This window comes from Stappia sp. 28M-7, from assembly GCF_014252955.1.
In the GTDB taxonomy this organism is placed as follows: Bacteria; Pseudomonadota; Alphaproteobacteria; order Rhizobiales; family Stappiaceae; genus Stappia.
This window is the reverse complement of the sequence record NZ_JACMIA010000001.1, coordinates 3,094,760-3,121,178: the sequence shown is the minus strand read 5'-3', so window position 1 is coordinate 3,121,178 and position 26,419 is coordinate 3,094,760. Positions and strand designations below refer to the sequence as shown.

The window sequence follows — 26,419 nt, the reverse complement described above, 5'->3', positions numbered from 1 at the left end:
AGGGGCCTGGAATGGCACGTTCTGTTTGGAAAGGCCCGTTCGTCGACGGCTTTCTGCTGAAGAAGGCAGAAAAGGTCCGCGCCTCGGGTCGCAACGAAGTCATCAAGATGTGGAGCCGGCGCTCGACCATCCTGCCGCAGTTCGTCGGTCTGACCTTCGGCGTCTACAATGGTCAGAAGCACGTTCCGGTTATGGTGTCCGAGGACATGATCGGTCACAAGTTCGGCGAGTTCTCGCCGACCCGGACCTATTACGGCCACGGCGCTGACAAGAAGGCGAAGAGGAAGTAACGATGGGCAAGCCGAAGGGCGGGCGCGCGCTCGCCGATAACGAGGCGAAGGCGGTCGCCCGGATGCTGCGGGTCTCCCCGCGCAAGCTCAACCTCGTCGCGGCAACGATCCGCGGCCAGAAGGTCGAGAAGGCTCTCGCCGACCTCACCTTCTCGCGCAAGCGGATCTCCGACGACGTCAAGAAGACGCTCATGTCGGCGATCGCCAATGCCGAGAACAACCATGATCTCGACGTCGACAGCCTTGTCGTCGCCGAGGCTCATGTGGGCAAGGCTTTTGTGATCAAGCGGTTCCAGGCGCGTGCTCGTGGCCGTGTCGGTCGGATCGAGAAGCCGTTTTCGAACCTGACCATCGTCGTCCGCGAAGTCGAGGAGACTGCCTGATGGGACAGAAAGTAAATCCGATCGGTCTGCGGCTTGGCATCAACCGCACCTGGGATTCGCGCTGGTATGCGGACAAGGGCGAGTACGGCAAGCTGCTGCACGAGGATTTCCGCATCCGCGAGTACATCCTCAAGGCGCTGAAGCAGGCAGCCGTTTCCAAGGTCGTCGTCGAGCGCCCGCACCGCAAGTGCCGCGTCACGGTCCATTCCGGCCGTCCCGGCGTGATCATCGGCAAGAAGGGCGCCGACATCGAGAAGCTCCGCAAGGCGCTTTCCGACATGACCTCTTCGGACGTGCACATCAACATCGTTGAAGTGCGCAAGCCCGAGGTCGACGCCCAGCTGGTGGCCGACTCGATCGCACAGCAGCTCGAGCGCCGCGTGGCGTTCCGCCGCGCCATGAAGCGCGCCGTTCAGTCGGCGATGCGCATGGGCGCCCAGGGCATCCGCATCAACTGCGGTGGCCGTCTGGGCGGCGCGGAAATCGCGCGTACCGAGTGGTACCGCGAGGGCCGCGTGCCGCTGCACACGCTGCGTGCGGACATCGACTACGGCGTGTCCACGGCGCACACCGCCTACGGCACCTGCGGCGTCAAGGTCTGGATCTTCAAGGGCGAAATCCTTGAGCATGATCCGATGGCCTCGGAGCGGCGCGCTGTCGAGGGCGACGGAACGAACCAGGGCGGCGGACGCCGCGAGCGCGAGCGCGGCCGCGCTGCCTAACGGCGCCCGGTCGGTCTTGGACAGAAGCAAAGAGCGAGAGAAGAGATGCTGCAACCGAAGCGAACGAAGTTCCGCAAGCAGCACAAGGGCCGGATCCACGGCACCGCCAAGGGCGGTACGGATCTCAACTTCGGCGCCTTCGGCCTGAAGGCCGTCGAGCCGGAGCGGGTGACCGCGCGCCAGATCGAGGCGGCCCGTCGTGCCATGACCCGTCACATGAAGCGTGCGGGCCGTGTTTGGATCAGGATCTTCCCGGACGTGCCGGTTTCGTCGAAGCCGACCGAAGTCCGTATGGGTAAGGGTAAGGGTTCGCCGGACTATTGGGCCTGCAAGGTCAAGCCCGGTCGGATCATGTTCGAAATCGACGGCGTGCCGGAAGATACGGCACGTGAGGCGATGCGCCTTGCGGCAGCCAAGCTGCCGATCAAGTGCCGCTTCGTCCAGCGTATCGCCGACTGAGGCGCGACCAGGAGACTAGTGCCATGAAGGCGACAGACGTTCGGGCAAAGACCATGGACGAGCTGGGAACGGAGCTCGAGAGCCTGAAGAAGGAGCAGTTCAACCTGCGCTTCCAGCGGGCGACCGGCCAGCTTGAGAACACGGCGCGGGTTCGCCAGGTGCGCCGCGACATCGCCCGCATCCAGACGATCATGCGCGAGAAGCGCGTGGCGACAAGCGCGTAAGGAGATCGAAATGCCGAAACGCGTTCTGCAGGGTGTCGTTGTCAGCGACGCCAACGAAAAGACGGTGACGGTTCGTGTGGAGCGGCGCTTCACGCATCCGCTCTACAAGAAGACCGTTCGTCGCTCGAAGAAGTATCGGGCGCATGACGAGACCAACGCGCACAAGGTGGGGGACACCGTCCTCATCCAGGAGTGCGCGCCGATCTCGAAGACCAAAACCTGGACCGTTGTCGAAGGGTCGACCGCGGACTGACGTGACTTCCGGCGTCCGGTGTCGGGCGCGGTGAAAGAAGAATAAGGCGGCCAGTCATGATTCAGATGCAAACAAACCTCGACGTGGCGGATAATTCCGGCGCCCGTCGTGTCATGTGCATCAAGGTGCTCGGCGGCTCGAAGCGGAAATATGCCAGCGTCGGCGACATCATCGTCGTCAGCGTCAAGGAGGCCAATCCGCGCGGCCGCGTCAAAAAGGGCGACGTGATGAAAGCGGTCGTTGTGCGCACGGCGAAGGATATCCGCCGGCCCGACGGCTCCGTGATCCGGTTCGACCGCAATGCGGCCGTGCTGGTCAACAACAACAAGGAACCGATCGGGACCCGTATCTTCGGCCCGGTTCCGCGTGAACTGCGTGCGAAGAACCACATGAAGGTGATCTCGCTCGCGCCGGAGGTTTTGTAATGGCCGCCAAGATCAAGAAGGGCGACACTGTCGTCGTGCTTACCGGTCGTGACAAGGGCAAGACCGGTGAAATCGTCCGCATGCTGCCGGACGAGAACAAGGCTGTGGTGCGTGGCGTGAATGTGGTTCGTCGCCACCAGCGCCAGACCGCCCAGTCGGAAGGTGGCATCGTTTCGAAGGAGCTGCCGGTTCACGTATCGAACCTGGCGCTTGCCGACCCCAAGGATGGCAAGCCGACGCGTGTCGGGTTCCAGATCAAGGAAGACGGCACCAAGGTGCGCGTGGCCAAGCGTTCGGGGGATCTGATCGATGGCTGAGACCAAGACCGCTCCGCGGCTGAAGACGGAATATCTTGAAAAGATCCGTCCGGCCCTGCAGGAGAAGTTCAACTACAAGAACCCGATGCAGATCCCGTCGCTCGAGAAGATCGTTCTCAACATGGGCGTCGGCGAGGCTGTGGCGGACAGCAAGAAGGCGAAGATCGCCGCTGAGGACCTGGCCATGATCGCCGGTCAGAAGCCGGTGATCACCCGTGCCCGCAAGTCCATCGCCACCTTCAAGGTGCGTGAGGGCATGCCGCTCGGCGCCAAGGTCACGCTGCGTGGCGAGCGCATGTACGAGTTCCTGGACCGCCTGATCACCATCGCGCTTCCGCGCGTTCGTGACTTCCGCGGCCTGAACGCGAAGAGCTTCGACGGGCGTGGCAACTATGCCATGGGCATCAAGGAGCACATCGTGTTCCCGGAGATCAATTACGACAAGGTCGACCAGATCTGGGGCCTTGACGTGATCGTGTGCACGTCCGCGGATAATGATGACGAGGCGCGCGAGCTTCTGCGCGCGTTCAACTTCCCGTTCCGTAAGTAAACGGGAAAGAACGAGGACAGACGATGGCGAAGAAGAGCGCGATCGAGAAGAACAAGCGGCGCGAGCGGCTCGTTAAGAAGTACGCCGAAAAGCGTGCGGAACTGAAGGCGGCGGCGAAGGACGAGAGCCTTTCGCTGGAGGAGCGCTACGCAGCGCGCCTCAAGCTCGCCAAGCTGCCGCGCAACTCGGCGGAGATTCGCGTGCGCAACCGGTGCGAAGTCACCGGTCGTCCGCGCGGTTACTACCGCAAGCTGAAGATGTCGCGCGTTGCGCTTCGCGAGCTGGGCTCCAAGGGCTTGGTCCCGGGCCTCGTGAAGTCGAGCTGGTAAGGAGACGGTCCGATGGCGATTTCTGATCCCTTGGGCGATATGCTCACCCGGATCCGCAATGCCCAGATGCGGCGCAAGAGCAAGGTCTCGACGCCGGCTTCGAAGTTGCGCGAACATGTGCTCGACGTTTTGGTCGCGGAAGGGTATATCCGCGGCTACTCGATGGTCGAGTACGAGGGCGGCAAGTCCGAGCTCGAGATCGAGCTGAAGTATTTTGACGGCGAGCCGGTGATTCGCTCTATCGAGCGCGTCTCGAAGCCGGGTCGGCGGGTGTACTCTTCGGTGAAGAATATCCCGCGCGTCGCAAACGGCCTGGGTGTCTCGATCCTGTCCACGCCGCGTGGTGTGATGGCAGATCATGATGCCCGTGAGCAGAACGTGGGTGGCGAGGTTCTCTGCCGCATCTTCTGATGCGGCGGTCCCCGCCAGGAAGTTGAACTAGACAGGTTGGTCATATGTCTCGAATTGGCAAGAAGCCAGTCCCCGTGCCTAGCGGGGTAACGGCAACGATCAACGGTCAGACGGTTGAGGTTAAGGGCCCGAAGGGACAGATGTCCTTCGTGCTCAACAGCCTCGTTCTGGCCGAAATGAACGACGACGGTATCTCGATCAAGATGCGTGAGGACAGCAAGCCTGCCCGCGCCATGTGGGGCATGTCCCGCACGATGGTCGAGAACCTGGTGACGGGCGTCAGCAAGGGCTTCGAGAAGAAGCTTGAGATCACTGGCGTCGGTTACCGCGCACAGGTGCAGGGCAAGAACCTGCAGCTCGCGCTCGGTTTCTCCCATGACGTGGTCTATTCGATGCCCGAGGGTATCGAGGCCGCTTGCCCGAAGCCGACGGAAATCGTCATCACCGGCATCGACAAGCAGCGCGTTGGTCAGGTTGCTGCGGAAATCCGCAAGTACCGGCCGCCGGAGCCCTACAAGGGCAAGGGCATCCGCTATGCGGGCGAATACATCGTCCGTAAGGAAGGCAAGAAGAAGTAACGGACCGGATCATGGCGAAGACAAACAATGGCTTCGAACGCCGCCGCGACCGCGTCCGTCGTTCGATCAAGAAGGTTCTGAACGGCCGTCCGCGTCTGTCGGTTCACCGTTCGTCCAAGCAGATCTATGCTCAGATCATCGACGATGTGCAGGGTCACACCCTGGCATCCGCCTCGACGGTCGAGAAGGATCTTCGTGGCTCGCTGAAGACCGGCGGCAACATCTCGGCTGCGGCCGAGGTCGGCAAGCTCATCGCAGAGCGCGCCAAGGCTGCCGGTGTCACCAAGGTCGTGTTCGACCGTGGCGGCTACATGTACCACGGGCGCGTGAAGGCTCTGGCCGACGCCGCGCGCGAGGGCGGACTGGAATTCTGATCGTCGTCAAGACGCTCACAGACAAACGGAAGCGAATATTATGGCGAGACAGGATACACGGGAGCGCGGTGGCGATCGCGCCGAGCGCGACAGCGAGTTTGTCGACAAGCTCGTCCACATCAATCGCGTCGCCAAGGTCGTGAAGGGCGGACGCCGCTTCGGATTTGCCGCACTCGTCGTGGTCGGCGACCAGAAGGGCCGCGTCGGCTTTGGTCACGGCAAGGCGCGTGAGGTGCCTGAGGCGATCCGCAAGGCGACCGAGGCTGCCAAGCGCTCGATGATCCGCGTCGCTCTGCGCGAGGGTCGGACCCTGCACCACGACGTCAACGGCCGTCATGGCGCCGGCAAGGTCGTGCTGCGTGCGGCTCCGGCCGGTACCGGCATCATCGCCGGCGGCCCGATGCGCGCCGTGTTCGAGACGCTCGGCGTCCAGGACGTGGTGGCGAAGTCGCTCGGTTCGGCGAACCCCTACAACATGGTGCGCGCCACCTTCGAGGCCCTCAAGCAGGAGGACAGCCCGCGTTCGGTTGCTGCCCGCCGCGGCCTCAAGGTTTCGCAGATCCAGTCGCGTCGCCGCGACATCGACGACAGCGTTCCGGCCGCCGAGGCTTGAACCCGGCAGTTGCCGACCCCAGCTTGAGAAAGGCTTGGTTCCATGGCGAACGAAAAGACCGTCACGGTCGAGCAGGTGGGTAGCCCGATTCGGCGCCCGAAGGACCAGCGGGCAACGCTCGTCGGTCTCGGTCTGAATAAGATGCACCGCCGCTCGACGCTGAAGGATACCCCGGAAGTGCGTGGCATGATCCGGAAGGTTCAGCACCTCGTGCGCGTCGTCGAAGACGCGTAAGGGATGCGGGGAGACATACGATGAAACTGAATGAACTCCGGGACAATCCGGGTGCCACCAAGGAGCGCATGCGCGTCGGCCGTGGCATTGGTTCGGGCAAGGGCAAGACCGGTGGCCGTGGTGTCAAGGGTCAGAAGTCCCGCTCGGGCGTCGCGATCAAGGGCTTCGAGGGCGGCCAGATGCCGCTGCATCGTCGCCTGCCGAAGCGCGGCTTCACCAACATCTTCGCAAAGTCGTTCAACGCGGTCTCGCTTGGCCGTGTCCAGATTGCGATCGATGCTGGCAAGCTCGATGCTTCCCAGACGGTGACTGCAGAGGCCCTCAAGGCCGCTGGCGTCATCCGCCGCGTCAAGGACGGTGTCCGCCTGCTCTCCGATGGTGAGCTGAAGGCGGGTGTGACCTTCGAGGTCGCCGGTGCCTCCAAGAACGCGCTTGCCGCGGTCGAGAAGGCCGGTGGCAAGGTCACGATTATCGGAGCCCAGGCTGAATAAGCCTGGGTTTTCCCACGTCAGATTGCTCGAGAATTGACCGGAGCCCGGAATGGCATCTGCTGCCGAACAGCTAGCGGCTAATCTGAACTTTTCAGCTTTCGCCAAAGCCGAGGAATTGAAGAAGCGTATCTGGTTCACACTGGGTGCGCTTCTTGTGTATCGGTTCGGCACTTACGTGCCGCTGCCCGGGATCAATCCGGATGCCTTCGCGCAGGCCTTTGGCCAGGCGCAGCAGGGCATCGTCGGGCTGTTCAACATGTTTTCCGGCGGTGCCGTGGAGCGCATGGCGATCCTGGCCCTCGGAATCATGCCCTACATCTCGGCGTCGATCATCATCCAGCTGCTGACCTCGGTTGTTCCCTCGCTGGAGCAGCTGAAGAAGGAAGGCGAGCAGGGCCGCAAGGTCATCAACCAGTACACCCGCTACGGCACGGTGGTTCTGGCGACCTTCCAGGCCTACGGCATCGCCATCGGCCTCGAGAGCGCCGCCAATGTGGTGGTCGATCCGGGCTGGTTCTTCCGCATTTCCGCGGTGATCACGCTGGTCGGCGGCACCATGTTCCTGATGTGGCTGGGCGAGCAGATCACCGCCCGCGGCATCGGCAACGGCATCTCGCTGATAATCTTCGCCGGCATCGTCGCGGGCCTGCCGTCCGCGGTCGCCTCGACGCTGGAGCTCGGCCGCCAGGGCGCGCTCGCTACCCCGATCATCATCGGCATCATCGCACTGTCGATCGTTGTGATCGCCCTGATCGTGTTCATGGAGCGTGCGCAGCGCCGGCTGCGGATCCAGTATCCGAAGCGCAACGTCGGCAATCGCATGGTCGAGGGCAACACCTCGTTCCTGCCGCTGAAGCTCAACACCGCCGGCGTCATTCCGCCGATCTTCGCCTCTTCTCTGCTGCTGGTTCCGGCCACCCTGTCGGGCCTCGGCACGACCGGCGACGAGAGCAGCTGGCTGACGACGGTGACCGCGCTGCTTGGCCACGGCCAGCCGCTCTACATGCTGCTCTACGCGGCCCTGATCGTGTTCTTCTGCTTCTTCTACACGGCGATCGTGTTCAATCCGTCGGACACCGCCGACAACCTGAAGAAGCATGGCGGCTTCATTCCGGGCCTGCGTCCGGGCGAGCGCACCGCCCAGTACATCGACTATGTGCTGACCCGCATCACGGTGGTCGGTGCCATCTATATCGTCCTGGTCTGTCTATTACCCGAATTCCTCATTTCCGCGACCGGCGTTCCGTTCTACTTCGGAGGCACCTCGCTGCTGATCATCGTCAGCGTGACCATGGATACGGTTTCCCAGATCCAGGGGCACCTGCTTGCGCATCAGTACGAAGGCCTTGTCAAGAAGGCGAAACTCAGGGGGAAGCGTAGATGAGGTTGATTTTTCTCGGACCGCCGGGCGCCGGCAAGGGAACGCAGGCCGCTCGGCTGGTCGAGAAGTACGGAATCCCGCAGCTCTCCACCGGTGATATGCTGCGCGCCGCCGTTGCGGCCGGCACGCCGGTCGGACTGAAGGCCAAAGCGGTGATGGATGCCGGCGGGCTCGTGTCCGACGAGATCGTCATCGGCATCGTCGCCGACCGGATCGAGGAAGCGGACGCCCAGAAGGGGTTCATCCTCGACGGCTTCCCGCGGACCGTTGCCCAGGCCGAAGCGCTCGACCACATGCTGGCGAGCAAGGGCCTGAAGCTCGACATGGTGCTGGAACTGGAGGTCGATCAGTCGATCCTCGTCGACCGCATCATCAAGCGCGCCGCCGATGCCAAGGCTGCCGGACAGCCGGTCCGCAAGGACGACGATCCGGAAGTCTTCAAGCAGCGCCTTGAGGCCTATAACCGCGATACCGCGGTCGTGGCTCCCTACTACCGCAACCGCGGACAGCTGGTCGGGATCGACGGCATGCAGCCGATCGACGGGGTCTCGGCACAGATCGATTCCGCGCTTGACGCGGTGGCGGCTGCGGGCTAAGGCTCGCGGCTCCAGCAAAACGCCTGCACCCGGGCCGCGCAAAGCGCGCGGCGCGGGTGCGTTTGCGCTTTCCTCCGCAGGGGCCGGGCTCCACCGGACGCGGGGACAACCCGGCGCGCTCCTCACCCCGAGGTCGCGCCATTAACATGGAGACGGCAGTGGCCCGTATCGCAGGTGTAAATATCCCGACAAACAAGCGCGTCGTCATCGCGCTTCAGTACATTCACGGCATTGGCGCGAAGTTCGCGGCGGAGATCATCGAGAAGGTGAACATCGCTCCCGAGCGCCGCGTCAACGAGCTGTCCGACGCCGAAGTGCTCGCGATCCGCGAGACCATCGACCGCGACTACATCGTCGAGGGCGACCTGCGTCGTGAGACGGCCATGAACATCAAGCGTCTGATGGACCTGGGCTGCTACCGCGGCCTGCGCCATCGTCGCGGCCTTCCGGTGCGCGGCCAGCGTACCCATACGAACGCCCGCACCCGCAAGGGTCCGGCGAAGCCGATTGCCGGCAAGAAGAAGTAATCTCACTGGCAATCAGGCCCGGTGGAGCCGCCGAGTTACGGCGGTGACGAGATCGACCAAAGGACAAAGACATGGCTAAAGACACCACGCGCGTCCGCCGCCGCGAGCGAAAGAATATTTCCTCCGGCGTGGCGCATGTGAACTCCACGTTCAACAACACGATGATCACCATCACCGACGCACAGGGCAACGCGATCTCCTGGTCGTCCGCCGGTGCGATGGGCTTCAAGGGCTCGCGCAAGTCGACCCCGTATGCGGCTCAGGTCGCGGCCGAGGACGCTGCCCGCAAGGCTGCCGAGCACGGCATGCGCACCCTCGAGGTCGAGGTTCGCGGTCCCGGTTCGGGCCGTGAGTCCGCTCTGCGCGCCCTGCAGGCCGCCGGCTTCATGGTGACCTCGATTCGCGACGTGACGCCGATCCCGCACAACGGGTGCCGTCCGCGCAAGCGCCGCCGCGTCTGACGCTCAGCCGCATACCGTTCATTCCCATGGCACAGCATGGCCGGCCCTCGAGGTCGGCGGGACAGCCGGAGGATAAGAATTGAGCATTCACAAAAACTGGCAGGAACTGATCAAGCCGAACAAGCTCGAGGTGAAGCCCGGCCACGACCCGCGTGTCGTCGGTACGGTCGTCGCCGAGCCGCTTGAGCGTGGCTTTGGTCTGACGCTGGGCAATGCCCTGCGCCGCGTGCTTCTGTCCTCGCTCCAGGGCGCGGCAGTGACTGCGGTGCAGATCGACGGCGTTCTGCACGAGTTCTCGTCCATTCCGGGCGTGCGGGAAGATGTCACCGACATCGTCCTGAACATCAAGGAAATCGCGCTGCGCATGCAGGGCGAGGGCCCCAAGCGCATGGTCGTGCGCAAGCAGGGTCCGGGCGTGGTGACGGCTGGCGACATCCAGACGGTCGGCGACATCGAGGTTCTCAACCCCGATCTCGTTCTCTGCACCCTCGACGAGGGCGCGGAGATCCGCATGGAGTTCACGGTCAACACCGGCAAGGGCTACGTGCCGGCGGAGCGCAACCGTCCGGAAGATGCTCCGATCGGGCTCATCCCGGTCGACAGCCTCTACTCCCCGGTCAAGAAGGTCTCCTACAAGGTCGAGAACACCCGTGAGGGCCAGGTTCTCGACTACGACAAGCTGACCCTGAACGTGGAGACCGACGGTTCGGTTTCTCCGGAAGATTCCGTCGCATTCGCGGCGCGTATCCTGCAGGACCAGCTTTCGATCTTCGTCAACTTCGAAGAGCCGCGTCGCGAAGTGAAGGAGGACACCGTCCCCGAGCTCGCGTTCAACCCGGCGCTTCTGAAGAAGGTCGACGAGCTGGAGCTGTCGGTGCGTTCGGCCAACTGTCTGAAGAACGACAATATCGTGTATATTGGCGATCTCATTCAGAAGACCGAGGCGGAGATGCTGCGCACCCCGAACTTCGGCCGCAAGTCGCTCAACGAGATCAAGGAAGTTCTCGCCCAGATGGGTCTCCATCTCGGCATGGAAGTGGCCAACTGGCCGCCGGAGAACATCGACGAGCTCGCCAAGCGCTACGAGGATCATCAGTACTGATCGCGCGAAAGCGCGGTCTTCCAAGGGACAGGCGGCGGCACGCAAGAGACGTGACCGCCAGAGAAAAAGGAGAGAGCCATGCGCCACGGCAATCGCGGCCGCAAGCTCAACCGGACATCCAGCCATCGCAAGGCGATGTTTGCCAACATGTCCGCTTCGCTGATTGAGCATGAGCAGATCGTGACGACCCTCCCGAAGGCCAAGGAACTGCGGCCGATCGTGGAAAAGCTCGTCACTCTCGGCAAGCGTGGTGACCTGCATGCCCGCCGTCAGGCGATCGCGCAGATCCGCGACGTTGCCCTCGTTCGCAAGCTGTTCGACACGCTTGCCGAGCGCTACAAGGGCCGCAACGGCGGCTACACCCGCGTCCTCAAGGCCGGGTTCCGCTACGGCGACAACGCCCCGATGGCCGTGATCGAGTTCGTCGATCGCGACGTCGACGCCAAGGGTGCGGTCGACCGGGCGCGCAACGAGGCTGCCGAGAGCGCCGAAGCTGCGGCTTGATCTTGCGGGCGAACCTCGCGTTCGCATTCGCACACGGAAAGGCGGCCTTCGGGTCGCCTTTTTTGTTAGGTTTGGCTCGACTGTCCAAAGGCGGGGCATGAGTCGTTCCGGCCATGCCCGGCGCCGCAAATCGGTGAGGTTTCCAGGGATGTCCGTCTACACCCTCGCAGGCCGCGCTTCGTTCGCGCTTGCCACCGTTCTTCTCATTGCGCTCGCCGGCGTTTCCAGCACAGGCGCCCAGGAGCGGACAGCGCCGCGCGATGCGGCCGAGCTGCGCCTGTCCTTCGCGCCGGTGGTGCAGCAGGCCGCGCCTGCGGTCGTCAACGTCTATGCCAGCCGCACGGTGCAGAGCCGGCCGGTCTCGCCCTTCTTCGACGATCCGTTCTTCCGGCGCTTCTTCGGCGGGCCGGGGCAGGACATGGGCCGCCCGCGCGAGCGCGTGCAGTCCTCGCTCGGCTCCGGCGTCATCGTGTCGGCCGACGGCATCATCGTCACCAACAACCACGTGATCGCCGAGGCGGACGCGGTGCGGGTGGCGCTGGCCGACCGGCGCGAGTTCGACGCCGAGATCGTGCTGAAGGACGAGCGCACGGATCTCGCCATCCTGCGGGTGAGGGATGCGTCCGAAACCTTCCCGCATATCGAGTTCGCCGATTCCGACCAGCTCGCCGTCGGCGACATCGTACTGGCCATCGGCAATCCCTTCGGCGTCGGCCAGACGGTGACGCAGGGCATCATCTCGGCGCTGGCCCGCACCCGGGTGGGGGTCTCCGACTACCAGTTCTTCATCCAGACGGACGCGGCCATCAACCCGGGCAATTCCGGCGGTGCGCTGGTCGACATGGATGGCCGGCTGGTCGGCATCAACACGGCGATCTTCTCGCGCTCCGGCGGGTCGAACGGCATCGGCTTCGCCATTCCCTCCAACATGGTGCATTTCGTCGTCGATGCGGCGGAGAATGACGGCCGCGTGCGCCGGCCCTGGCTCGGTGCCAGCCTGCAGACCGTCAGCGCGGAGATCGCCGAGGCGCTCGGCCTCGACCGTCCGAGCGGCGTTCTGGTGACCGTGGTCGGCGACGGCAGCCCGGCGGACCGGGCCGGGCTGAAGGTCGGCGACCTCATCACCCATGTCGGCGATACGGAAGTGACCGATCCGGACAGCTTCGGCTATCGCTTTGCCACCCGCACGCTCGGCTCCACCACCACGTTGACGGTCCTGCGGCCGCGCGGCGAGGTGAAGCTGGAGGTGACGCTGGAGGCGGCCCCGGAGACGACCCCGCGCGATGCGCGCGAGATTTCCGACTATTCGCCCTTCGCCGGCACGACGGTGATGAACCTGTCGCCGGCCGTTGCCGAGGAGCTGCGGCTCGACGGGTTCGACACGGGCGTCGTCATCGCCAAGGTCGAGCCGGGCTCGCCGGCGGCGCGTGTCGGTTTGCAGGTCGGCGACGTGGTGCAGACGATCAACGGGCGCGCGGTCGATTCCAGCCGTACCCTGCAGCGCATCGCCGGCAGCGATCCGGGCGTGTGGCGGCTGGAGATCCGGCGCGGCGGCCGGGTCCTGCGGATCGCGCTGCGGGGCTGAGGCGAGAGGCGAGGGCAAGGCATCCCCCATGAGCGATCTTTTCCAGTCCGCAGGGCTCGGGGCGCAGACCCGGCGGCCGCTTGCCGACCGGCTGCGGCCCGCGCAGCTTTCCGACGTGGTCGGGCAGGATCACCTGCTCGGCCCCGACGGCGTGCTGACCCGCATGCTGGAGACGGGATCGCTCGGCTCGCTGGTGTTCTGGGGGCCGCCGGGCACCGGCAAGACCACGGTGGCCCGGCTGCTGGCGGATGCGACGGACCTGCGCTTCGAGCAGATCTCGGCGATCTTCAGCGGCGTTGCCGAGCTGAAGAAGGTGTTCGAGGCCGCGCGCGCCTCGCGCCTCACCGGCAAGGCGACGCTGCTCTTCGTCGACGAGATCCACCGCTTCAACCGGGCCCAGCAGGACAGCTTCCTGCCCGTCATGGAGGACGGCACGGTGACGCTGGTCGGCGCCACCACCGAGAACCCGAGCTTCGAGCTCAATGCCGCGCTGCTGTCGCGGGCGCATGTGCTCACCTTCCGCACGCTCGATAGCGAGGCGCTGGAGCGCCTGCTTGCCCGTGCCGAGGCGGAGGAGGGGCGGCCCCTGCCGCTCGATGAGGGCGCGCGCGCCGCGCTCCTGCGCATGGCCGATGGCGACGGACGCGCCGCCCTGACGCTGGCCGAGGACGTCTGGCGCGCCGCGCGCGGCGGGGAGACCTTCGATGCAGAGCGGCTGCAGGAGCTGGTGCAGCGCCGGGCCCCAGTCTACGACAAGTCGCGCGACGGCCACTACAATCTCATCTCGGCGCTGCACAAGTCGGTGCGCGGCTCCGATCCGGATGCGGCGCTCTACTGGTTCTGCCGCATGCTGGACGGCGGCGAGGATCCGTTGTTCCTCGCCCGGCGGCTGATCCGCATGGCGGTCGAGGATATCGGCCTTGCCGACCCCAATGCGCTGGTCCAGGCCAATGCGGCGCGCGATGCCTACCAGATGCTCGGCTCGCCGGAGGGCGAACTGGCGCTGGCGCAGTCGGTCGTCTATCTGGCGACGGCGCCAAAGTCGAACGGCGCCTATGTCGCCTACAAGGCGGCGATGCGCGCGGCCAAGCAGCACGGCTCGCTGGCCCCGCCCAAGCACATCCTCAACGCCCCGACCAAGCTGATGAAGTCGGAAGGCTATGGTAACGGCTACGCCTACGATCACGACCAGCCGGACGCCTTCTCGGGGCAGGACTACTTTCCCGAAGCGATGGGCCGCCAGCGCTTCTACGACCCGCCCGAGCGGGGCTTCGAGCGCGAGCTGCGCAAGCGCCTCGACTATTGGGACAAGCTTCGGCGGGAGCGCGGCGGGCGCTCCTGACAGCTTGCCCATTGCGCTTTGCGGCGAACAGGCGGACCATGGCGGCGGCGTCCTGTTCCGGTAGGATCCATGAAACAGATCGAGTTGCGTCTGGCGCTGGTGCTTTACGGAGGGGTCTCCCTTGCCGTCTACATGCACGGCATCACGCGGGAATTCCTGAACCTGGTGCGGGCGTCGCGGCGTCTTGAGGCGAACGGAGCCGGGGCCGGGGCGTCCGCGCGCGACGAGACCAGCACCGAGGTCTACGAGCGGTTTCTGGCGCTGTTCGCGCCGGCGCTGGACCTGCGGGTCGTCGTCGACGTGATTGCGGGGGCCTCCGCCGGCGGCGTCAACGGCGTGATGCTGGCGCGGGCGCTGGCGCATAATCTCACCCTCGACGGCCACCGCGACCTCTGGCTGGAAAATGCCGATGTCACGCGGCTGTCCAACGAGCCCGTCGGCCTCAGCCGCTATCTCAAGGGCTCCATTGCCCCGGTCCTCGACCGGCTGGTGGGCATGGCGCTGAAGTCCGAGCTCGGCGACCCGGAGACGCGCACCAAGCTGCGCCAGTTCATGCAGGCGCGCTGGTTCACGCCGCCCTTTTCCGGCGAGCGCTATGTCGGCTGGATGCTGGATGCGGCCAAGGGGATGCGGCCGGACAGCTCGCCAGGCGCGCCCCACTCGCTCATCCCGCAAGGACAGTCGCTGGATCTCTTCGTCACCGTGACGGATTTCCACGGCGAGAGGCGGCGCTTTGCCATCGACGATCCGGTGGAGGTGGAGGAGACGGAGCACCGGCTGATCCTGCGCTATTCCGCCAGCAGCCGGGGCAATGGCAATATCGTCTCCGACTTCACGGATGCACGTATTCCCGACCTCATCTTCTCTGCGCGGGCGACCTCCGCCTTTCCCGGGGCCTTTCCGCCGATGACGGTGGGCGAGATGGACCGCGTGCTTGAGGCGCGCGGCGAGAGCTGGCCGCTGCGCGGCATCTTCCTGCACCGCGCCTTCGGGCGCAGCGAGACGCCTGCCGAGGCCCGCATCCTGGTCGACGGCAGCGTCGTCATGAACAAGCCGTTCCAGCCGGTGATCGAGGCGATTGCCGGACGCCCTGCAGCGCGCGAGGTCGTGCGGCGCATCGTCTATGTCGACCCGATGGCCAATGTCCTCGGCCGCAAGGACGAGGCGCCGGCCCCCGGCAATGGCCATGGCGTCGCGGAGGAAGCACTTGGCGCGGGGGAGGGGAGTTTGCCCGGCTTCTTCCGCGTCATCCTGGCCTCGCTCGCCCATATCCCGCGCAACGAGCCCATCGGCGACGCGCTGGAGCAGGTTGAGGAGTACAATCGCGACGTCCGCCAGGTGGCGGAAGTGATCGCCGCGGCCGAGCCGGTCGTCGAGCGGGAGGTGGCGTCGATCCTGCGTGCCGATCTCGACCGGCCGATGACGGTTCCCGAGCTCACCCGCTGCCGGATGCTGGCCAACCAGCGCGCCCACGCTTCGGCGGGCTATGCCTATCACGGCTACCAGCGGCTGAAGCTGTCCGGGGTGGTGACGCGGGTGTCGGACCTGCTGGCCCAGCTCGCGACGGCGCGGGCCGGGACGGTGGGCGGAACGGTGACCAGTCCGCGCGACTGCGAAATGCGGATCGAGACCTGGCTGGCGCGCCAGCACGCTAAGGCGGCCTCCGGCCATGGCGGGGTCGAGGGGCCGACGCCGCAGCCGATCATCCGCTTCCTGCGCGGTCTCGATGTCGATTACCGAACCCGCCGGCTGCGCTTCGTGATCCGCCGGCTGAACCGGCTCTACCGTGCGGCGGGCGCGGAAATGGAGCTGCGTCCGGCGGAAATGGACGAGCTCAAGAGCACGCTCTACGAACAGGTCGATCATCTCGGCCAGCGCTGGTTGGTCAGCTTCTACGGTGCGGAGACGGCCGATGCAGCAGCCCGGCTCGCCGCCTGTGCCCCGGACGATGTCGAGACCATCGGCGAGGTGCTGGACCAGCTCGCAACCCGCATGGGGCTGGCCGATCTCGACCAGCTTTGCGACGACGCCTTCTCGGTGATGGCCTACAGCTACCTGCCGCAGCCGCTGCGCCTGCCGCTCGTGGCCGCCTATATCGGCTTCGCCTTCTACGATCTCGTCACGCTGCCGGTGCTGCGCCGGCTTGCAAGCTCGGAATACAACGAGATCCTGATCGACCGCATCAGCCCGTCCGACCCGCATTCGCTGCGGCCCGAGGGCGTCAAGCTGAAGGGCAACAACCTCAACGCCTTCGGCGCGTTCTTCAACCGCCGCTGGCGGGAGCACGACTATCTGTGGGGGCGGCTGTCGGCGGCCGATCGGCTGATGACGATGGCAACCCGCGCCGCCGCTCCGATCGTGCATGTGGATCCGCAGGCGCTGGCCGCGATCCGGCGCGAGGTGTTCCTGGCGATCCTGCGGGAGGAGGATGGCCGCCTGGTCGCCGACGCCCGTCTGGTGCCGGACCTGCTGGCCGAGGTGGAGCGCATGCTTGCCACGGAGGCGGCCGGGGCCGCGCCCGAGGCGGGCGAGAAGATCAGCTCTCTGTCCGCGTCCGCGTGATCTCGACGCTGACGCGGCCGGCGGCGATGGGCAGCGGCGCGCCGGGCTTGTGCACGCGCACGGTCACTTCGCGGATCCGGCCTTCGGCCTCCAGCACCGCATCGGCGATGGCGCCGGCCAGCCGCTCGATCAGCTTGTAGCGCGACCCGGTGACCACCTTCTCGATGGTTCTGGTCAGCGTCGCGTAGCACACCGTCTCCTCGTAGCGGTCGCTGAGCGAGGGAGCGGTGAGGTCCAGCCGGCAGGTCAGGTCGACGATGAAGCGCTGGCCGAGCCGCGCCTCTTCCTCGTGCACACCGTGGAAGGCGTAGAAGGCAAGGTCCTGGAGGTGGATGGCGTCCATGGAAGGGCTCGCTGGTCTGTGGCGGCCCGTCGGGTCCGCCGGAATTGGTTGCCGGCATGGGTAGGCCAGCCGGCCGGCAATCGCAATCGCTCAAACCGGCATGGCGGGGGTGCAGTTCCGCGGCATCTCGTCGTCGCCAGGGGGAGGGCGGCTTACAGAGGGGGAACCGATACGGTCGGGCCGAACCGTTCCTCGAAGCAGCGCCGCAGCACGATGTCGACATCGGCCAGGGTCACCGGCAGGCCGAGATCGACGAGGCTGGTCACGCCGTGCTCGGTGACGCCGCAGGGCACGATGCCGGAAAAGTGCTCGAGATTCGGGTCCACGTTCAGCGACAGGCCGTGAAAGCTGACCCACTTGCGCATGCGGATCCCGATGGCGGCGATCTTGTCTTCCCGGGTGGTGCCCTTGTCCGGGCGGGGCACCCACACGCCGACGCGGTCCTCGCGCCGTTCGCCGCGCACATGGTGCTCCCACAAGGTGCCGATCACCCAGTCCTCCATCGCGGCGACGAAGGCGCGCACGTCTGCCCGGCGGCGCTTGAGGTCGAGCATCACATAGGCGACCCGCTGTCCGGGGCCGTGATAGGTGAACTGGCCGCCGCGCCCGGTCTTGTGCACGGGGAAGCGGTCGGGGGCGATCAGGTCCTGGTCCTTGGCGCTGGTGCCGGCCGTGTAGAGCGCCGGGTGCTCCAGCAGCCAGACCCGCTCGGCCATCGTGCCCTCGGCGATGCCGGTCACGCGCCGCTCCATCTCTTCCAGCGCGACGTCGTAGGCGACCGGCTCGTCGCTGATCGCCCATTCGACGGGGGGAGAGCCGGCGCTGGGGAAGAAGGAGCCGGCCAGTTCCGCACGCTCTGTCATTTTGCAAGCCCGTTAGGAGTTTGTTAACCAGACGCCCGCCAAGGTCGGCGGACGGGGCGGCATCGGCCCGGCCCGTATAGAATGAAGCCGACAGCATTGCCAAGCGACATCGGTCCGGTGGTCATATGGGTACTTTCGATAATATTTCCATCGAGATCTCGGTCGTTCTCGGCAAGGCCGAGATGCCGATTCACCAGTTGCTGCGCATGGGCCGCGGCGCGGTGATCGAGCTGATGTCGCGCGAGGAGGACGACGTCCAGATCCTCGCCAACAACATTCCCATTGCCCGCGGACAGGTCGTTCTGCAGGGCGAGCGGGTCGGCGTTTCCGTCACCGAGGTCCTGATGCGCCCGCCCGAGGCTCGCCCGGCGCGGATGAGCGGAGCTCTGTGATACTGCCCTTGGGGCGACGTGCAACTTTCCCCTTGTGAATATCCTGTCGCAAAGCGCTTGCGCGGGAAAAACCTATTTGCTAGACGAGGGCTCCGCTGAGCCGATGGAGCGCAGCGGAAACGACAAGCGGTCGTGGCGGAATTGGTAGACGCGCAGCGTTGAGGTCGCTGTGGGGTAAAACCCGTGGAAGTTCGAGTCTTCTCGACCGCACCAAAAAAGAACCCGGCAGATATGCCGGGTTTTTTTGTGTCTTTCTCCAGCCTATAAAAATCCTCGTGAAGGCAGATCTCGCCCGATTTTCGCCGTGAGCAACTGCGAAATCATCGGATGCGGCGCAGCATTGTCGCAATTCCCATGTTAGGACTGGGTTCGGGCGTCTTTCTCAAGGAAGGGCGACGGGTTTCATTCTGCGGCGGGCGGGCAAACCTTGCGGCAGGCGAGAGGGGGCACTTGCGTGACCGAGGCCGACCACACCGACATTCCCGAAACCGTCCAGATTCCGGCCGTCCGTGACGAGGACGGGCGCATCAGCGCCGACTTCCTTGCCCTGATCGAGGCGGGAATCGCCGCCGAGGATACGCCCGCCCTGATCGGCCTTGCCGGCGATCTGCACGAGGCGGATGTCGCCGATCTGATCGAGGCGCTGCCGGCCGACCATCGGGTCCCGCTGGTGCGGCTGCTGGGCGACGAGTTCGACTACGCCACCTTGACCGAACTGGACGAGGCCGTCCGCCTCTCCATTCTGGAGAATCTGCCCTCCGATACGCTTGCCGAAGGCATCGGCGAACTCGATTCGGACGACGCGGTCTACATTCTGGAAGACCTCGATGCCGAGGACCAGGCAGCGATTCTCGAACAGCTGCCCTATTCGGACCGAATCCAGCTCCAGCGCTCGCTCGACTATCCGGAGGAATCGGCCGGCCGTCTGATGCAGACGGACTTCATCGCCGTACCGCCGTTCTGGAGCGTCGGCCAGACCATCGACCACATGCGCGAGACGGAGGACCTGCCGGACACGTTCCACGAGATCTTCGTGGTCGATCCCGGCTTCCGCCTGATCGGCTCGGTGCCGCTGGACAAGATCCTGCGTACCAAGCGGGCGACGAAGATCTCCGAAATCATGACGGAGGACCCGCAGACCTTCAAGGCGACCGACGACCGGGAAGACGTGGCGCGGGCCTTCGAGCGCTACAACCTCGTTTCCGCCGCCGCCGTCGACGATGCTGGCCGCTTGGTCGGCATGCTGATGATCGACGACATCGTCGACGTCATCCAGGAAGAGGCGGAGGAGGACCTTCGCGGTCTTGCCGGCCTTGGCGACGAGGAAATCTCCGATACGGTGCTGGTGACGGCACGCTCGCGCCTGACCTGGCTCCTGGTCAACCTGTGCACCGCCGGCCTTGCGGCCACGGTGATTTCCTTCTTCGAGGCGCCGATTGCCGCGATGGTGGCGCTGGCGGTGCTGATGCCGGTGGTCGCGTCCCTCGGCGGCAACGCGGCGACCCAGACCATGACCGTTGCGGTGCGCGCGCTGGCCACCCGCGAGCTCACGGCGCGCAACATGCTGCGCGTGCTGCGACGCGAGGTGCTGGTGGCGTTCCTGAACGGCATGACGCTCGCCGTCCTGCTGGGCGCCGGCGCGACCCTGTGGTCGGGAAATCCGGGCCTCGGTGTGGTCATTGCCATGGCCATCACCATCAATCTGTTCTTCGCCGGTGTGGCGGGACTGCTGATTCCGGTGGCGCTGGAAAAGGCGGGCGTCGACCCGGCGATTGCCTCCAGCGTCTTCGTGACCACGGTCACCGACGTCATCGGCTTCTTCGCCTTCCTCGGCATCGCGGCGCTCTGGTTCGGCCTGCCGCTTTGAGGCACTGTGGCCCGGCATAGGATTGAAAGGAATCGTCATGCCGACACCGCCGCCGCTTCAGGGCATCCTGGAAACCGCCGTCTATGTCGATGACCTCGAAAAGGCGCACGCCTTCTACGCGGGCGTCATCGGGCTGGAGCGCATGGTGGGAGGCGATCGCCTTTGTGCCTACGACGCGGGCCCCGGCGAGACGTTGCTGGTCTTCGCGCGCGGGCATACCGCGGAGGATGTCGAGACCGACGGCGGCGTCATTCCCGGCCATCACAGCGACGGACCGGCCCATTTCGCCTTCCGCATCACCGCCGATCAGCTGGATCCGTGGCGCGCGCATCTTGCCGCCTGCGGTGTTCCCCTTCGCAGCGAGGTGACCTGGCCGGCCGGCGGCACCAGCCTTTATGTCGACGATCCGGACGGCAACGTGGTGGAGTTCGCGGCCCCGCCGCTCTGGGCGAATTTCATGGGGTAGAGCCCGTTTGGCCGATGCTACGGCACCGCGCGGCGACCGTTTCGACGTCGGATCGCCGCCCCAGTCGAGAAGCAGAATTGACTGCGAATTGATCGAAAGGGCTCTAGGTATGCAGCACCTCTTTCTGGTGGCGCTGGGCGGCGGACTGGGAGCGGCCGGCCGCCATCTCGTCAATCTCGCCGCGCTCAGGACCTTCGGCCCCGGCTTTCCTGCCGGCACGCTGACGGTCAACGTGGTCGGCTCGCTGGCGATGGGGCTGCTGGTGGGCTGGCTCGCCTCGCGCCCGGACGGGGTGGGGCCGGGCCTGCGGCTGTTCCTTGCAACCGGCTTTCTCGGAGGCTTCACCACCTTCTCGGCCTTCTCGCTCGACGTCGTTACCCTGTGGGAGCGCGGCGAGGCGACGACGGCGCTTTTCTACGCCGCCGTTTCTGTCGTGGTGTCGGTTGCCGCGCTGTTCGCCGGGCTGATGGTGATGCGCACGCTGACGGCCGCTTGATCCTGCCGCTCTTCGCGCGTTCGGCGTCAGTTCTTCGCCGGAATGCGGGCGATCACCTTGATCTCGAAGTCGAAGCCGGCGAGCCAGGTGACGCCGACCGCCGTCCAGTTCGGATAGGGCGCCTTCGGAAAGATCTCGTTCTTCACCTCCATGATCGTCGCGAACTGGGCCTCCGGGTCCGTGTGGAACGTGGTCACGTCCACCAGATCGGCGAAGCTGCAGCCCGCTGCCGCAAGCGTCGCCTCCAGATTGGCGAAGGCGCGGCGCACCTGCGCGGCGAAGTCGGGTTCGGGCGAGCCGTCCTCGCGGCTGCCCACCTGTCCGGAGACGAAGAGAAGGTCGCCGGAGCGGATGGCGGCGGAATAGCCGTGCGCTTCGTAAAGCGCATGGCGGTTTTCGGGAAAGACGGGGGTGGGGGTGGTCATGATGGCGGCCTTTTTGCTGGCGTGACGGTCGCCCGTTGCGGGGCTGACCGGAGCGCGGGAATTTGATATACGCTTCGTATGTATAATTTCACATACGGAGCGTATGTCAACTGGCATGCACTCCGGATCTGGATGGAGTGCGGGTGATGGCGCCAAGACGGCGTGCCGAGACGATGGAGGAAAACCGCGCGAAGCTGATCGCGGCGGGGCGGAAGGCCTTTGCCGAGAAGGGGTTCGCTGCGGCCTCGATGGATGAGCTGACGGCGGAGGCCGGCCTGACGCGCGGCGCGCTCTACCACAATTTCGGCGACAAGAAGGGGCTTCTTGCCGCCGTCGTTGCCCAGGTCGACGGCGAGATGGCCGCCCGGGCCAAGGCGGTCGGGGCGGGGCTCGGCGATGCGTGGCAGGGGCTGCTTGCGGAAGGGGCCGCCTATATCGAGATGGCGCTGGATCCGGAGGTCCAGCGCATCGTGCTGCTGGACGGGCCCGCGTTTCTCGGCGACCCGTCGCAATGGTCGAGCCAGAATGCCTGCCTGCAGGGCACCCGCCAGACGGTCGCCCGGCTGGTCGAGGCCGGCGTCATGAAGCCTGTCGATGTGGACGCCGCCGCGCGGCTGCTGAGCGGTGCCGCGCTCAACGCAGCGCTCTGGGTCGCGGCGAGCGAGGACCCGCGTTCCGCCCTGCCGCGGGCGGTCGAGGCGTTCCAGGCGATGTCGGAAGGGCTGCTGCGGGGCAGGGACGGGCAGTGAAGCGCTGCGCCGGCACCATGCTGCGCTTGCCCTCGGGCGGCGTCGGGATTAGGTAGGGCGCTTGAAAAAGGGGCGGGGCGAGCAGCTGCGATCAGCGCGCGGGCCCTTTCCTGCAACGGGAAGCATCATGTCCGGTATCGAACAGAAGACCGTCACCTCGGACGAGGCCGGCATGCGGCTCGACCGCTGGTTCAAGACCCACTATCCGGGGCTCGGCCACGGCCACCTGCAGAAGCTGCTGCGCACCGGCCAGGTGCGCGTCGACGGCAAGCGCGCGGAAACCTCCACCCGCGTCGGCACCGGCCAGGTGGTGCGTATCCCGCCGCTCACCGTCGATGCCCATGTGGCGGCGAAGGACAGTGCCAACGCCAAGCCCAAGCCGCGCAAGCTGGTGGCCGGCGACCGTGAGGCGGTCGAGGCGATGATCCTCTACGAGGACCGCGAGGTCATGGTGCTGAACAAGCCGGCGGGCCTTGCCGTGCAGGGCGGCTCCGGCCTGACGCGCCATCTCGACGGCATGCTCGAGGCGTTCCGCGACGCAAAGGGCGAGAAGCCCCGTCTCGTCCACCGGCTCGACCGCGAGACCTCCGGCATCCTGCTGCTGGCCAAGACGCGCAAGGCCGCGTCCGAGATGGCCAAGTCCTTCCGCGCCCGCCAGACCCGCAAGATCTACTGGGCGCTGGTCGCCGGCGTGCCGAAGCCGCGCCAGGGCCGCGTGTCCACCTATCTGGCCCGCGATGAGGGCGAGGAGCGCATGCGCGTTGCCCGCCACGGCGAGGACGAGGCACAGCATTCCGTCTCGCTCTATTCGGTGGTGGAAAATGCCGGGCCGAAGGTGTCCTGGGTCTCGCTGCGGCCGATCACCGGCCGCACGCACCAGCTGCGCGCCCACACCGCCCATATCCATCATCCCATCGTCGGCGATCCGAAATACTTCAACATCGAGAACTGGGAGTTCCCCGGCGGCCTGCAGAACAAGCTGCATCTGCATGCCCGTCGCATCGTCATTCCGCATCCTTCGGGGCGCGGCACCATCGATGTCTCGGCGCCGCTGCCGCCGCATATGCAGCAGAGTTGGAACCTGCTCGGCTTCGATGCCTCGCAGTACGACCCCGAGACGAACGACCCGGAGGAGTAGGCCCTGTATCTGGTCATCTTCGATTGTGACGGTACGCTGGTCGACAGCCAGGACACCATCCTGCACGGCCTTGCCGTCGGGTTCGAGGCCGTCGGTCTCGCACCGCCCTCGCGCGAGGCGGGTCTTTCGATCGTCGGCCTGTCTCTGGAAGTGGCCTTCCGGCAGCTGGCGGCGCCCGAGCATCATCATCTGGTGCCGGCGATGGCGGAGGCCTATCGCCAGTCCAAGGTCTCCCGCCGGCTTGCCGGGCTCGATCACGATCCGCTCTATCCCGGCGCGCGCGAGGCGCTCGACGCGCTTTCGGCCCGCGACGACGTGCTGCTCGGCATCGCCACCGGCAAGGCCATGCGCGGCGTCCACCACATGCAGGAAAGCCACGGGCTGGAGGGGCGGTTCATCACCATCCAGACCGCCGACAAGGCGCCGTCCAAGCCGCATCCGGGCATGATCCTGCAGGCGATGGCGGAGACGGGGGCAGAGGCGGCGCGCACGGTGATGATCGGCGATACCGGCTTCGACATGGAGATGGCGCGCGCGGCCGGCGTTGCGGGGCTCGGCGTCAGCTGGGGCTACCATCCGCGGGCGCGGCTGGAGGCGGCGGGCGCGGCGCGCATTCTCGACCGTTTCGACGAGCTCGTACCGGCGCTGGGCACCCTGCTCGGCTGGGGCGACATGGAAGAAAGGGAGCTTGCGTGATGCGCGACCTGTTGAGCGATATCGAGGCCGGCAGCACCGTCGATCCGGTCAAGCGCGCCAGGGCCCTGTCCCGCCGCGAGCTGCCCAAGCGCTTCTACAAGGAGGTGCAGGTCGCGCGGCAGGACGACGGGCTGCACGCGGTGCAGCTCGACGGACGCCCGGTGAAGACGACGGGGCGCAACCTTCTGGCGCTTGCCGAGGAAGAGATCGCCCGTGGCATCGCCGGCGAATGGGACGCGCAGGGCAAGGAGATCGATCCCGCCACCATGCCGCTTACCCGCATCGCCAATGTGGCCATCGATGCGGTGCCGGAGCGGGCCGGGGAGGTCGCCGACGACGTCGCCGCCTATGCCGGCAACGATCTGCTGTTCTACCGGGCGGAAACCCCGCAATCGCTGGTCGAGCGGCAGAACGCCATCTGGGGGCCGGTGCTGTCCTGGGCCGAGGCGCGGTTCGGCGGCCGTTTCGTGCTGGCGGAGGGCGTCATGCCGGTGCGCCAGGACGCGGCGCTGCTGGCGCGCATCCGCGAGGCGCTGTCGCCGCTTGCGCCCCTGCCGCTTGCGGCGCTGCATGTGGCAACGACGCTGAGCGGCTCGGCGCTGCTGGCGCTAGCGCTGATGGAGGGCGAGCTGTCGGCCGACGAGGCCTGGGCGGCTGCCTTCGTCGACGAGGACTGGAACATCGAGCACTGGGGCGAGGACCCGGAAGCGGCTGCGCTGCGCGCCTCGCGCCGCCGGGACTTCGATGCGGCCGCGCTGATCCTGAACGTCTGCGCGGGCCGCGGCCTCGACTGAGCGCCCGCCTGCATCAGCAGACCATGAAAAGGCCCGCCGGATCGCTCCGGCGGGCCTTTTCAGCATTCGGGCGCTGTGCCGTGCGGCCTTGCGCCTAGGTGAGCTGGGTGGTGATGGTCCACACGGTGCTGGCCGTGCCGTCGCTGGAGCCGGTCGTCGCCACTGCGGTGGCGACGTAGTTGGCGCTCGTCACCTGATCCTGCGAGGTGGCGGTGCAGGGGCAGGAGCCGCGCTTGTTGGCCGCGGTGAAGGCGTAGTTCAGCGTCAGGGAATAGCTGCCGTTGGAGGTGGTGACCGTCACATAGCCCGAGCAGTTCCCTTCCGTGCCGCCGCTGGAATAGGCGGTGCCGCTGGCGCTGCCCTGGTTGGCGATGGTCGTGCCCTTGTCCAGGTCATGCAGGTTGCCGACCACGCCGTCGGATGCGGTGACCGTGAAGTCGGTGCCGGAGTTATTGACGATCTTGACGAGGCTGGCATCACAGCAGCTCATGTTGGCGGTCCTTGCTTGAGGGACGGGGCGGGCCCGCCGGTTCGGAGGCCGGCGGCGGTCGTTCAGCCCATGGCGACGGGGATCTTGCGCATCATGACATCCGCCGGGACCTCGGGCGCGATGAGGTCGGAGATATTGTAGCTCTTGACGATGATCGGGTTCAGGCCGCTGACGATGGAGGCCAGCGGCTGGTAGCTCGGCGAGAAGATCGTGATCACGTCCGTCATCTGCCAGCGCAGCACCGCCAGGTCGTCGGTGCCGGAATTGGTCACCGTGTCGGACATGTAGGACGTGTTCTGCTCGTTGACCGTGACCTGCTGGAAGGTCGTCGATTCCGCATTCAGGCTGGCGGATATGCCGGCCGAGATCGGTCCCCAGCCCGCATGGGCGTCGACGCCGATGCTGGCGCCGACGGTGTCCTGGGTCGAGGAGGTGGTCTGGCGGCCGGAAACCACCGTGTAGCTCACGGTCCGGCTCTCGCCGACGCTCAGGCTGTAGCTGTCGCCCTGCAGGTTCCAGTACTGCTCGCGGGTGATGTAGTTGGTGGTCGATCCGTCCGGCGTGATGGTGGAGATCGCGACCATCACCAGCGGCGAGTTCACCGGCACCAGCACATCGGTGGTCGGCACGGGGATCGAGCCGATATTGTTCGGCGAGGTCAGCACCGAATTGTCGACCGTGTAGCTGCTCTCGCTGGTGTTCAGCGCATAGGCGCTGATGAAGCTGCCGCTGAGAGCCGACGCGATCACCAGATAGTCGCCATCGGTCCCGGTGACGGGGGCGTTGGAGCCCGGCGAGATATGGCCGAGAAGCTGGCGCGCTCCGGTGCTGGTCGAGTTGTAGACCGCGATCTTCACCGGAAGGTTGTTGTAGACCTGTACGGTCACGACAGTGTCCGTCTCGGCGGCGTAGAGCTGGTTGGTCAGGGCCCGGGCGTAGAGATCTTTCATTTGAGGGCACACCTTCTGGCTGAAACGTTACGGAACG

The 26,419-nt window shown here is 66.0% G+C and carries 38 protein-coding genes and 1 tRNA gene; 34 read left to right on the top strand and 5 right to left on the bottom strand.

Annotated elements, in window-relative coordinates; translation table 11 throughout:
• Nucleotides 1-11: 11 nt before the first annotated feature.
• The 25 genes from rpsS to H7H34_RS13785 all read left to right on the top strand — a co-directional run bounded on the left by rpsS (nucleotide 12) and on the right by H7H34_RS13785 (nucleotide 16,713).
• Nucleotides 12-290, top strand: coding sequence for a 30S ribosomal protein S19 (gene rpsS / locus H7H34_RS13905; RefSeq protein WP_120267414.1), 279 nt, complete (start codon nucleotides 12-14; stop codon nucleotides 288-290).
• Between the two features lie 2 nt (nucleotides 291-292).
• The gene (rplV, locus tag H7H34_RS13900) at nucleotides 293-673 is read left to right on the top strand and encodes a 50S ribosomal protein L22 (protein WP_067216508.1); all 381 of its coding nucleotides are present in this window, start codon (nucleotides 293-295) and stop codon (nucleotides 671-673) included.
• A complete protein-coding gene (gene rpsC / locus H7H34_RS13895; RefSeq protein ID WP_067216505.1) occupies nucleotides 673-1,395 on the top strand; it encodes a 30S ribosomal protein S3 in 723 nt (240 codons plus the stop codon). Before rplV ends, rpsC begins: the two co-directional genes overlap by 1 nt.
• Nucleotides 1,396-1,440: 45 nt before the next feature.
• Nucleotides 1,441-1,854, top strand: coding sequence for a 50S ribosomal protein L16 (rplP, locus tag H7H34_RS13890; RefSeq protein ID WP_067216503.1), 414 nt, complete (start codon nucleotides 1,441-1,443; stop codon nucleotides 1,852-1,854).
• A 23-nt stretch (nucleotides 1,855-1,877) separates the two neighbouring features.
• Entirely contained in the window at nucleotides 1,878-2,078 is a 201-nt protein-coding gene (gene rpmC / locus H7H34_RS13885) for a 50S ribosomal protein L29 (RefSeq protein ID WP_067216501.1), read from the top strand.
• A 10-nt stretch (nucleotides 2,079-2,088) separates the two neighbouring features.
• Entirely contained in the window at nucleotides 2,089-2,331 is a 243-nt protein-coding gene (gene rpsQ, locus H7H34_RS13880) for a 30S ribosomal protein S17 (protein WP_067216498.1), read from the top strand.
• 56 nt (nucleotides 2,332-2,387) lie between these two features.
• Nucleotides 2,388-2,756 carry a 50S ribosomal protein L14 gene (gene rplN / locus H7H34_RS13875; protein ID WP_067216497.1) on the top strand — a complete coding sequence of 123 codons (369 nt, stop codon included), beginning with the start codon at nucleotides 2,388-2,390 and terminating at the stop codon, nucleotides 2,754-2,756.
• Nucleotides 2,756-3,073 (top strand): 50S ribosomal protein L24, encoded by a 318-nt coding sequence (gene rplX, locus H7H34_RS13870; protein WP_067216494.1) that lies wholly within the window; start codon nucleotides 2,756-2,758, stop codon nucleotides 3,071-3,073. Before rplN ends, rplX begins: the two co-directional genes overlap by 1 nt.
• Nucleotides 3,066-3,623, top strand: coding sequence for a 50S ribosomal protein L5 (rplE, locus tag H7H34_RS13865; protein WP_120267415.1), 558 nt, complete (start codon nucleotides 3,066-3,068; stop codon nucleotides 3,621-3,623). Before rplX ends, rplE begins: the two co-directional genes overlap by 8 nt.
• A gap of 23 nt (nucleotides 3,624-3,646) precedes the next feature.
• Nucleotides 3,647-3,952, top strand: a complete 306-nt coding sequence (gene rpsN / locus H7H34_RS13860) for a 30S ribosomal protein S14 (RefSeq protein WP_120267416.1) — start codon at nucleotides 3,647-3,649, stop codon at nucleotides 3,950-3,952.
• A gap of 12 nt (nucleotides 3,953-3,964) precedes the next feature.
• Nucleotides 3,965-4,363, top strand: a complete 399-nt coding sequence (gene rpsH, locus H7H34_RS13855) for a 30S ribosomal protein S8 (protein WP_067216487.1) — start codon at nucleotides 3,965-3,967, stop codon at nucleotides 4,361-4,363.
• A 44-nt stretch (nucleotides 4,364-4,407) separates the two neighbouring features.
• Nucleotides 4,408-4,941 carry a 50S ribosomal protein L6 gene (rplF, locus tag H7H34_RS13850; RefSeq protein ID WP_120267417.1) on the top strand — a complete coding sequence of 178 codons (534 nt, stop codon included), beginning with the start codon at nucleotides 4,408-4,410 and terminating at the stop codon, nucleotides 4,939-4,941.
• Between the two features lie 11 nt (nucleotides 4,942-4,952).
• Nucleotides 4,953-5,315, top strand: a complete 363-nt coding sequence (gene rplR, locus H7H34_RS13845; RefSeq protein WP_185925537.1) for a 50S ribosomal protein L18 — start codon at nucleotides 4,953-4,955, stop codon at nucleotides 5,313-5,315.
• 40 nt (nucleotides 5,316-5,355) lie between these two features.
• Nucleotides 5,356-5,928, top strand: coding sequence for a 30S ribosomal protein S5 (rpsE, locus tag H7H34_RS13840; RefSeq protein WP_067216481.1), 573 nt, complete (start codon nucleotides 5,356-5,358; stop codon nucleotides 5,926-5,928).
• A gap of 42 nt (nucleotides 5,929-5,970) precedes the next feature.
• A complete protein-coding gene (gene rpmD / locus H7H34_RS13835) occupies nucleotides 5,971-6,162 on the top strand; it encodes a 50S ribosomal protein L30 (RefSeq protein ID WP_067216479.1) in 192 nt (63 codons plus the stop codon).
• A gap of 20 nt (nucleotides 6,163-6,182) precedes the next feature.
• Nucleotides 6,183-6,653, top strand: coding sequence for a 50S ribosomal protein L15 (rplO, locus tag H7H34_RS13830; protein WP_120267419.1), 471 nt, complete (start codon nucleotides 6,183-6,185; stop codon nucleotides 6,651-6,653).
• Nucleotides 6,654-6,702: 49 nt separating this feature from the next.
• A complete protein-coding gene (gene secY / locus H7H34_RS13825; protein WP_120267420.1) occupies nucleotides 6,703-8,037 on the top strand; it encodes a preprotein translocase subunit SecY in 1,335 nt (444 codons plus the stop codon).
• Complete coding sequence (locus tag H7H34_RS13820; RefSeq protein WP_185925536.1) at nucleotides 8,034-8,630, top strand: adenylate kinase; 597 nt, start codon at nucleotides 8,034-8,036, stop codon at nucleotides 8,628-8,630. The genes secY and H7H34_RS13820 overlap by 4 nt, the downstream gene beginning before the upstream one ends.
• 158 nt (nucleotides 8,631-8,788) lie before the next feature.
• Entirely contained in the window at nucleotides 8,789-9,157 is a 369-nt protein-coding gene (gene rpsM, locus H7H34_RS13815; RefSeq protein ID WP_067216470.1) for a 30S ribosomal protein S13, read from the top strand.
• Nucleotides 9,158-9,228: 71 nt separating this feature from the next.
• Nucleotides 9,229-9,618, top strand: coding sequence for a 30S ribosomal protein S11 (gene rpsK / locus H7H34_RS13810; RefSeq protein WP_067216467.1), 390 nt, complete (start codon nucleotides 9,229-9,231; stop codon nucleotides 9,616-9,618).
• A gap of 79 nt (nucleotides 9,619-9,697) precedes the next feature.
• Nucleotides 9,698-10,720 carry a DNA-directed RNA polymerase subunit alpha gene (locus H7H34_RS13805; protein WP_067216465.1) on the top strand — a complete coding sequence of 341 codons (1,023 nt, stop codon included), beginning with the start codon at nucleotides 9,698-9,700 and terminating at the stop codon, nucleotides 10,718-10,720.
• A gap of 78 nt (nucleotides 10,721-10,798) precedes the next feature.
• Nucleotides 10,799-11,224, top strand: coding sequence for a 50S ribosomal protein L17 (gene rplQ / locus H7H34_RS13800; protein WP_185925535.1), 426 nt, complete (start codon nucleotides 10,799-10,801; stop codon nucleotides 11,222-11,224).
• A 148-nt stretch (nucleotides 11,225-11,372) separates the two neighbouring features.
• Nucleotides 11,373-12,809: a DegQ family serine endoprotease gene (locus H7H34_RS13795; protein WP_185925534.1), complete on the top strand. Its 1,437-nt coding sequence runs from the start codon at nucleotides 11,373-11,375 to the stop codon at nucleotides 12,807-12,809.
• 28 nt (nucleotides 12,810-12,837) lie between these two features.
• Nucleotides 12,838-14,151, top strand: a complete 1,314-nt coding sequence (locus H7H34_RS13790; protein ID WP_185925533.1) for a replication-associated recombination protein A — start codon at nucleotides 12,838-12,840, stop codon at nucleotides 14,149-14,151.
• Between the two features lie 69 nt (nucleotides 14,152-14,220).
• Complete coding sequence (locus tag H7H34_RS13785; protein WP_185925532.1) at nucleotides 14,221-16,713, top strand: patatin-like protein; 2,493 nt, start codon at nucleotides 14,221-14,223, stop codon at nucleotides 16,711-16,713.
• Here H7H34_RS13785 and folB read toward each other — a convergent pair.
• Entirely contained in the window at nucleotides 16,688-17,056 is a 369-nt protein-coding gene (gene folB, locus H7H34_RS13780) for a dihydroneopterin aldolase (protein WP_185925531.1), read from the bottom strand. The genes H7H34_RS13785 and folB overlap by 26 nt on opposite strands.
• Before the next feature lie 152 nt (nucleotides 17,057-17,208).
• Nucleotides 17,209-17,919, bottom strand: coding sequence for a lipoyl(octanoyl) transferase LipB (lipB, locus tag H7H34_RS13775; RefSeq protein WP_185925530.1), 711 nt, complete (start codon nucleotides 17,917-17,919; stop codon nucleotides 17,209-17,211).
• 125 nt (nucleotides 17,920-18,044) lie between these two features.
• On the opposite strand from lipB, the gene H7H34_RS13770 reads away from it, so the two are divergent.
• The 5 genes from H7H34_RS13770 to crcB all read left to right on the top strand — a co-directional run bounded on the left by H7H34_RS13770 (nucleotide 18,045) and on the right by crcB (nucleotide 21,140).
• Nucleotides 18,045-18,311, top strand: coding sequence for a FliM/FliN family flagellar motor switch protein (locus H7H34_RS13770; RefSeq protein WP_067216448.1), 267 nt, complete (start codon nucleotides 18,045-18,047; stop codon nucleotides 18,309-18,311).
• A 126-nt stretch (nucleotides 18,312-18,437) separates the two neighbouring features.
• Nucleotides 18,438-18,524, top strand: a tRNA-Leu gene (locus tag H7H34_RS13765).
• 241 nt (nucleotides 18,525-18,765) lie between these two features.
• Nucleotides 18,766-20,178 (top strand): magnesium transporter, encoded by a 1,413-nt coding sequence (mgtE, locus tag H7H34_RS13760; protein WP_185925529.1) that lies wholly within the window; start codon nucleotides 18,766-18,768, stop codon nucleotides 20,176-20,178.
• Between the two features lie 37 nt (nucleotides 20,179-20,215).
• The gene (locus H7H34_RS13755; RefSeq protein ID WP_120267428.1) at nucleotides 20,216-20,644 is read left to right on the top strand and encodes a VOC family protein; all 429 of its coding nucleotides are present in this window, start codon (nucleotides 20,216-20,218) and stop codon (nucleotides 20,642-20,644) included.
• Nucleotides 20,645-20,753: 109 nt separating this feature from the next.
• A complete protein-coding gene (gene crcB, locus H7H34_RS13750; protein ID WP_185925528.1) occupies nucleotides 20,754-21,140 on the top strand; it encodes a fluoride efflux transporter CrcB in 387 nt (128 codons plus the stop codon).
• A gap of 26 nt (nucleotides 21,141-21,166) precedes the next feature.
• Here the strand turns inward: crcB and H7H34_RS13745 are convergent, their stop codons facing one another.
• Entirely contained in the window at nucleotides 21,167-21,565 is a 399-nt protein-coding gene (locus tag H7H34_RS13745) for a RidA family protein (RefSeq protein WP_185925527.1), read from the bottom strand.
• Nucleotides 21,566-21,711: 146 nt separating this feature from the next.
• On the opposite strand from H7H34_RS13745, the gene H7H34_RS13740 reads away from it, so the two are divergent.
• The 4 genes from H7H34_RS13740 (at nucleotide 21,712) to H7H34_RS13725 (ending at nucleotide 24,942) form a co-directional block, all read left to right on the top strand.
• Nucleotides 21,712-22,314, top strand: a complete 603-nt coding sequence (locus H7H34_RS13740) for a TetR/AcrR family transcriptional regulator (RefSeq protein WP_185925526.1) — start codon at nucleotides 21,712-21,714, stop codon at nucleotides 22,312-22,314.
• Between the two features lie 127 nt (nucleotides 22,315-22,441).
• A complete protein-coding gene (locus H7H34_RS13735; RefSeq protein WP_185925525.1) occupies nucleotides 22,442-23,452 on the top strand; it encodes an RluA family pseudouridine synthase in 1,011 nt (336 codons plus the stop codon).
• Between the two features lie 3 nt (nucleotides 23,453-23,455).
• Entirely contained in the window at nucleotides 23,456-24,148 is a 693-nt protein-coding gene (locus H7H34_RS13730; protein ID WP_120267433.1) for an HAD-IA family hydrolase, read from the top strand.
• Nucleotides 24,148-24,942, top strand: coding sequence for an ATP12 family chaperone protein (locus tag H7H34_RS13725; protein WP_185925524.1), 795 nt, complete (start codon nucleotides 24,148-24,150; stop codon nucleotides 24,940-24,942). Before H7H34_RS13730 ends, H7H34_RS13725 begins: the two co-directional genes overlap by 1 nt.
• 94 nt (nucleotides 24,943-25,036) lie before the next feature.
• Here the strand turns inward: H7H34_RS13725 and H7H34_RS13720 are convergent, their stop codons facing one another.
• Nucleotides 25,037-25,432: a hypothetical protein gene (locus H7H34_RS13720; protein ID WP_185925523.1), complete on the bottom strand. Its 396-nt coding sequence runs from the start codon at nucleotides 25,430-25,432 to the stop codon at nucleotides 25,037-25,039.
• A gap of 62 nt (nucleotides 25,433-25,494) precedes the next feature.
• Nucleotides 25,495-26,382 carry a hypothetical protein gene (locus H7H34_RS13715; protein WP_185925522.1) on the bottom strand — a complete coding sequence of 296 codons (888 nt, stop codon included), beginning with the start codon at nucleotides 26,380-26,382 and terminating at the stop codon, nucleotides 25,495-25,497.
• Nucleotides 26,383-26,419 lie beyond the last annotated feature (37 nt).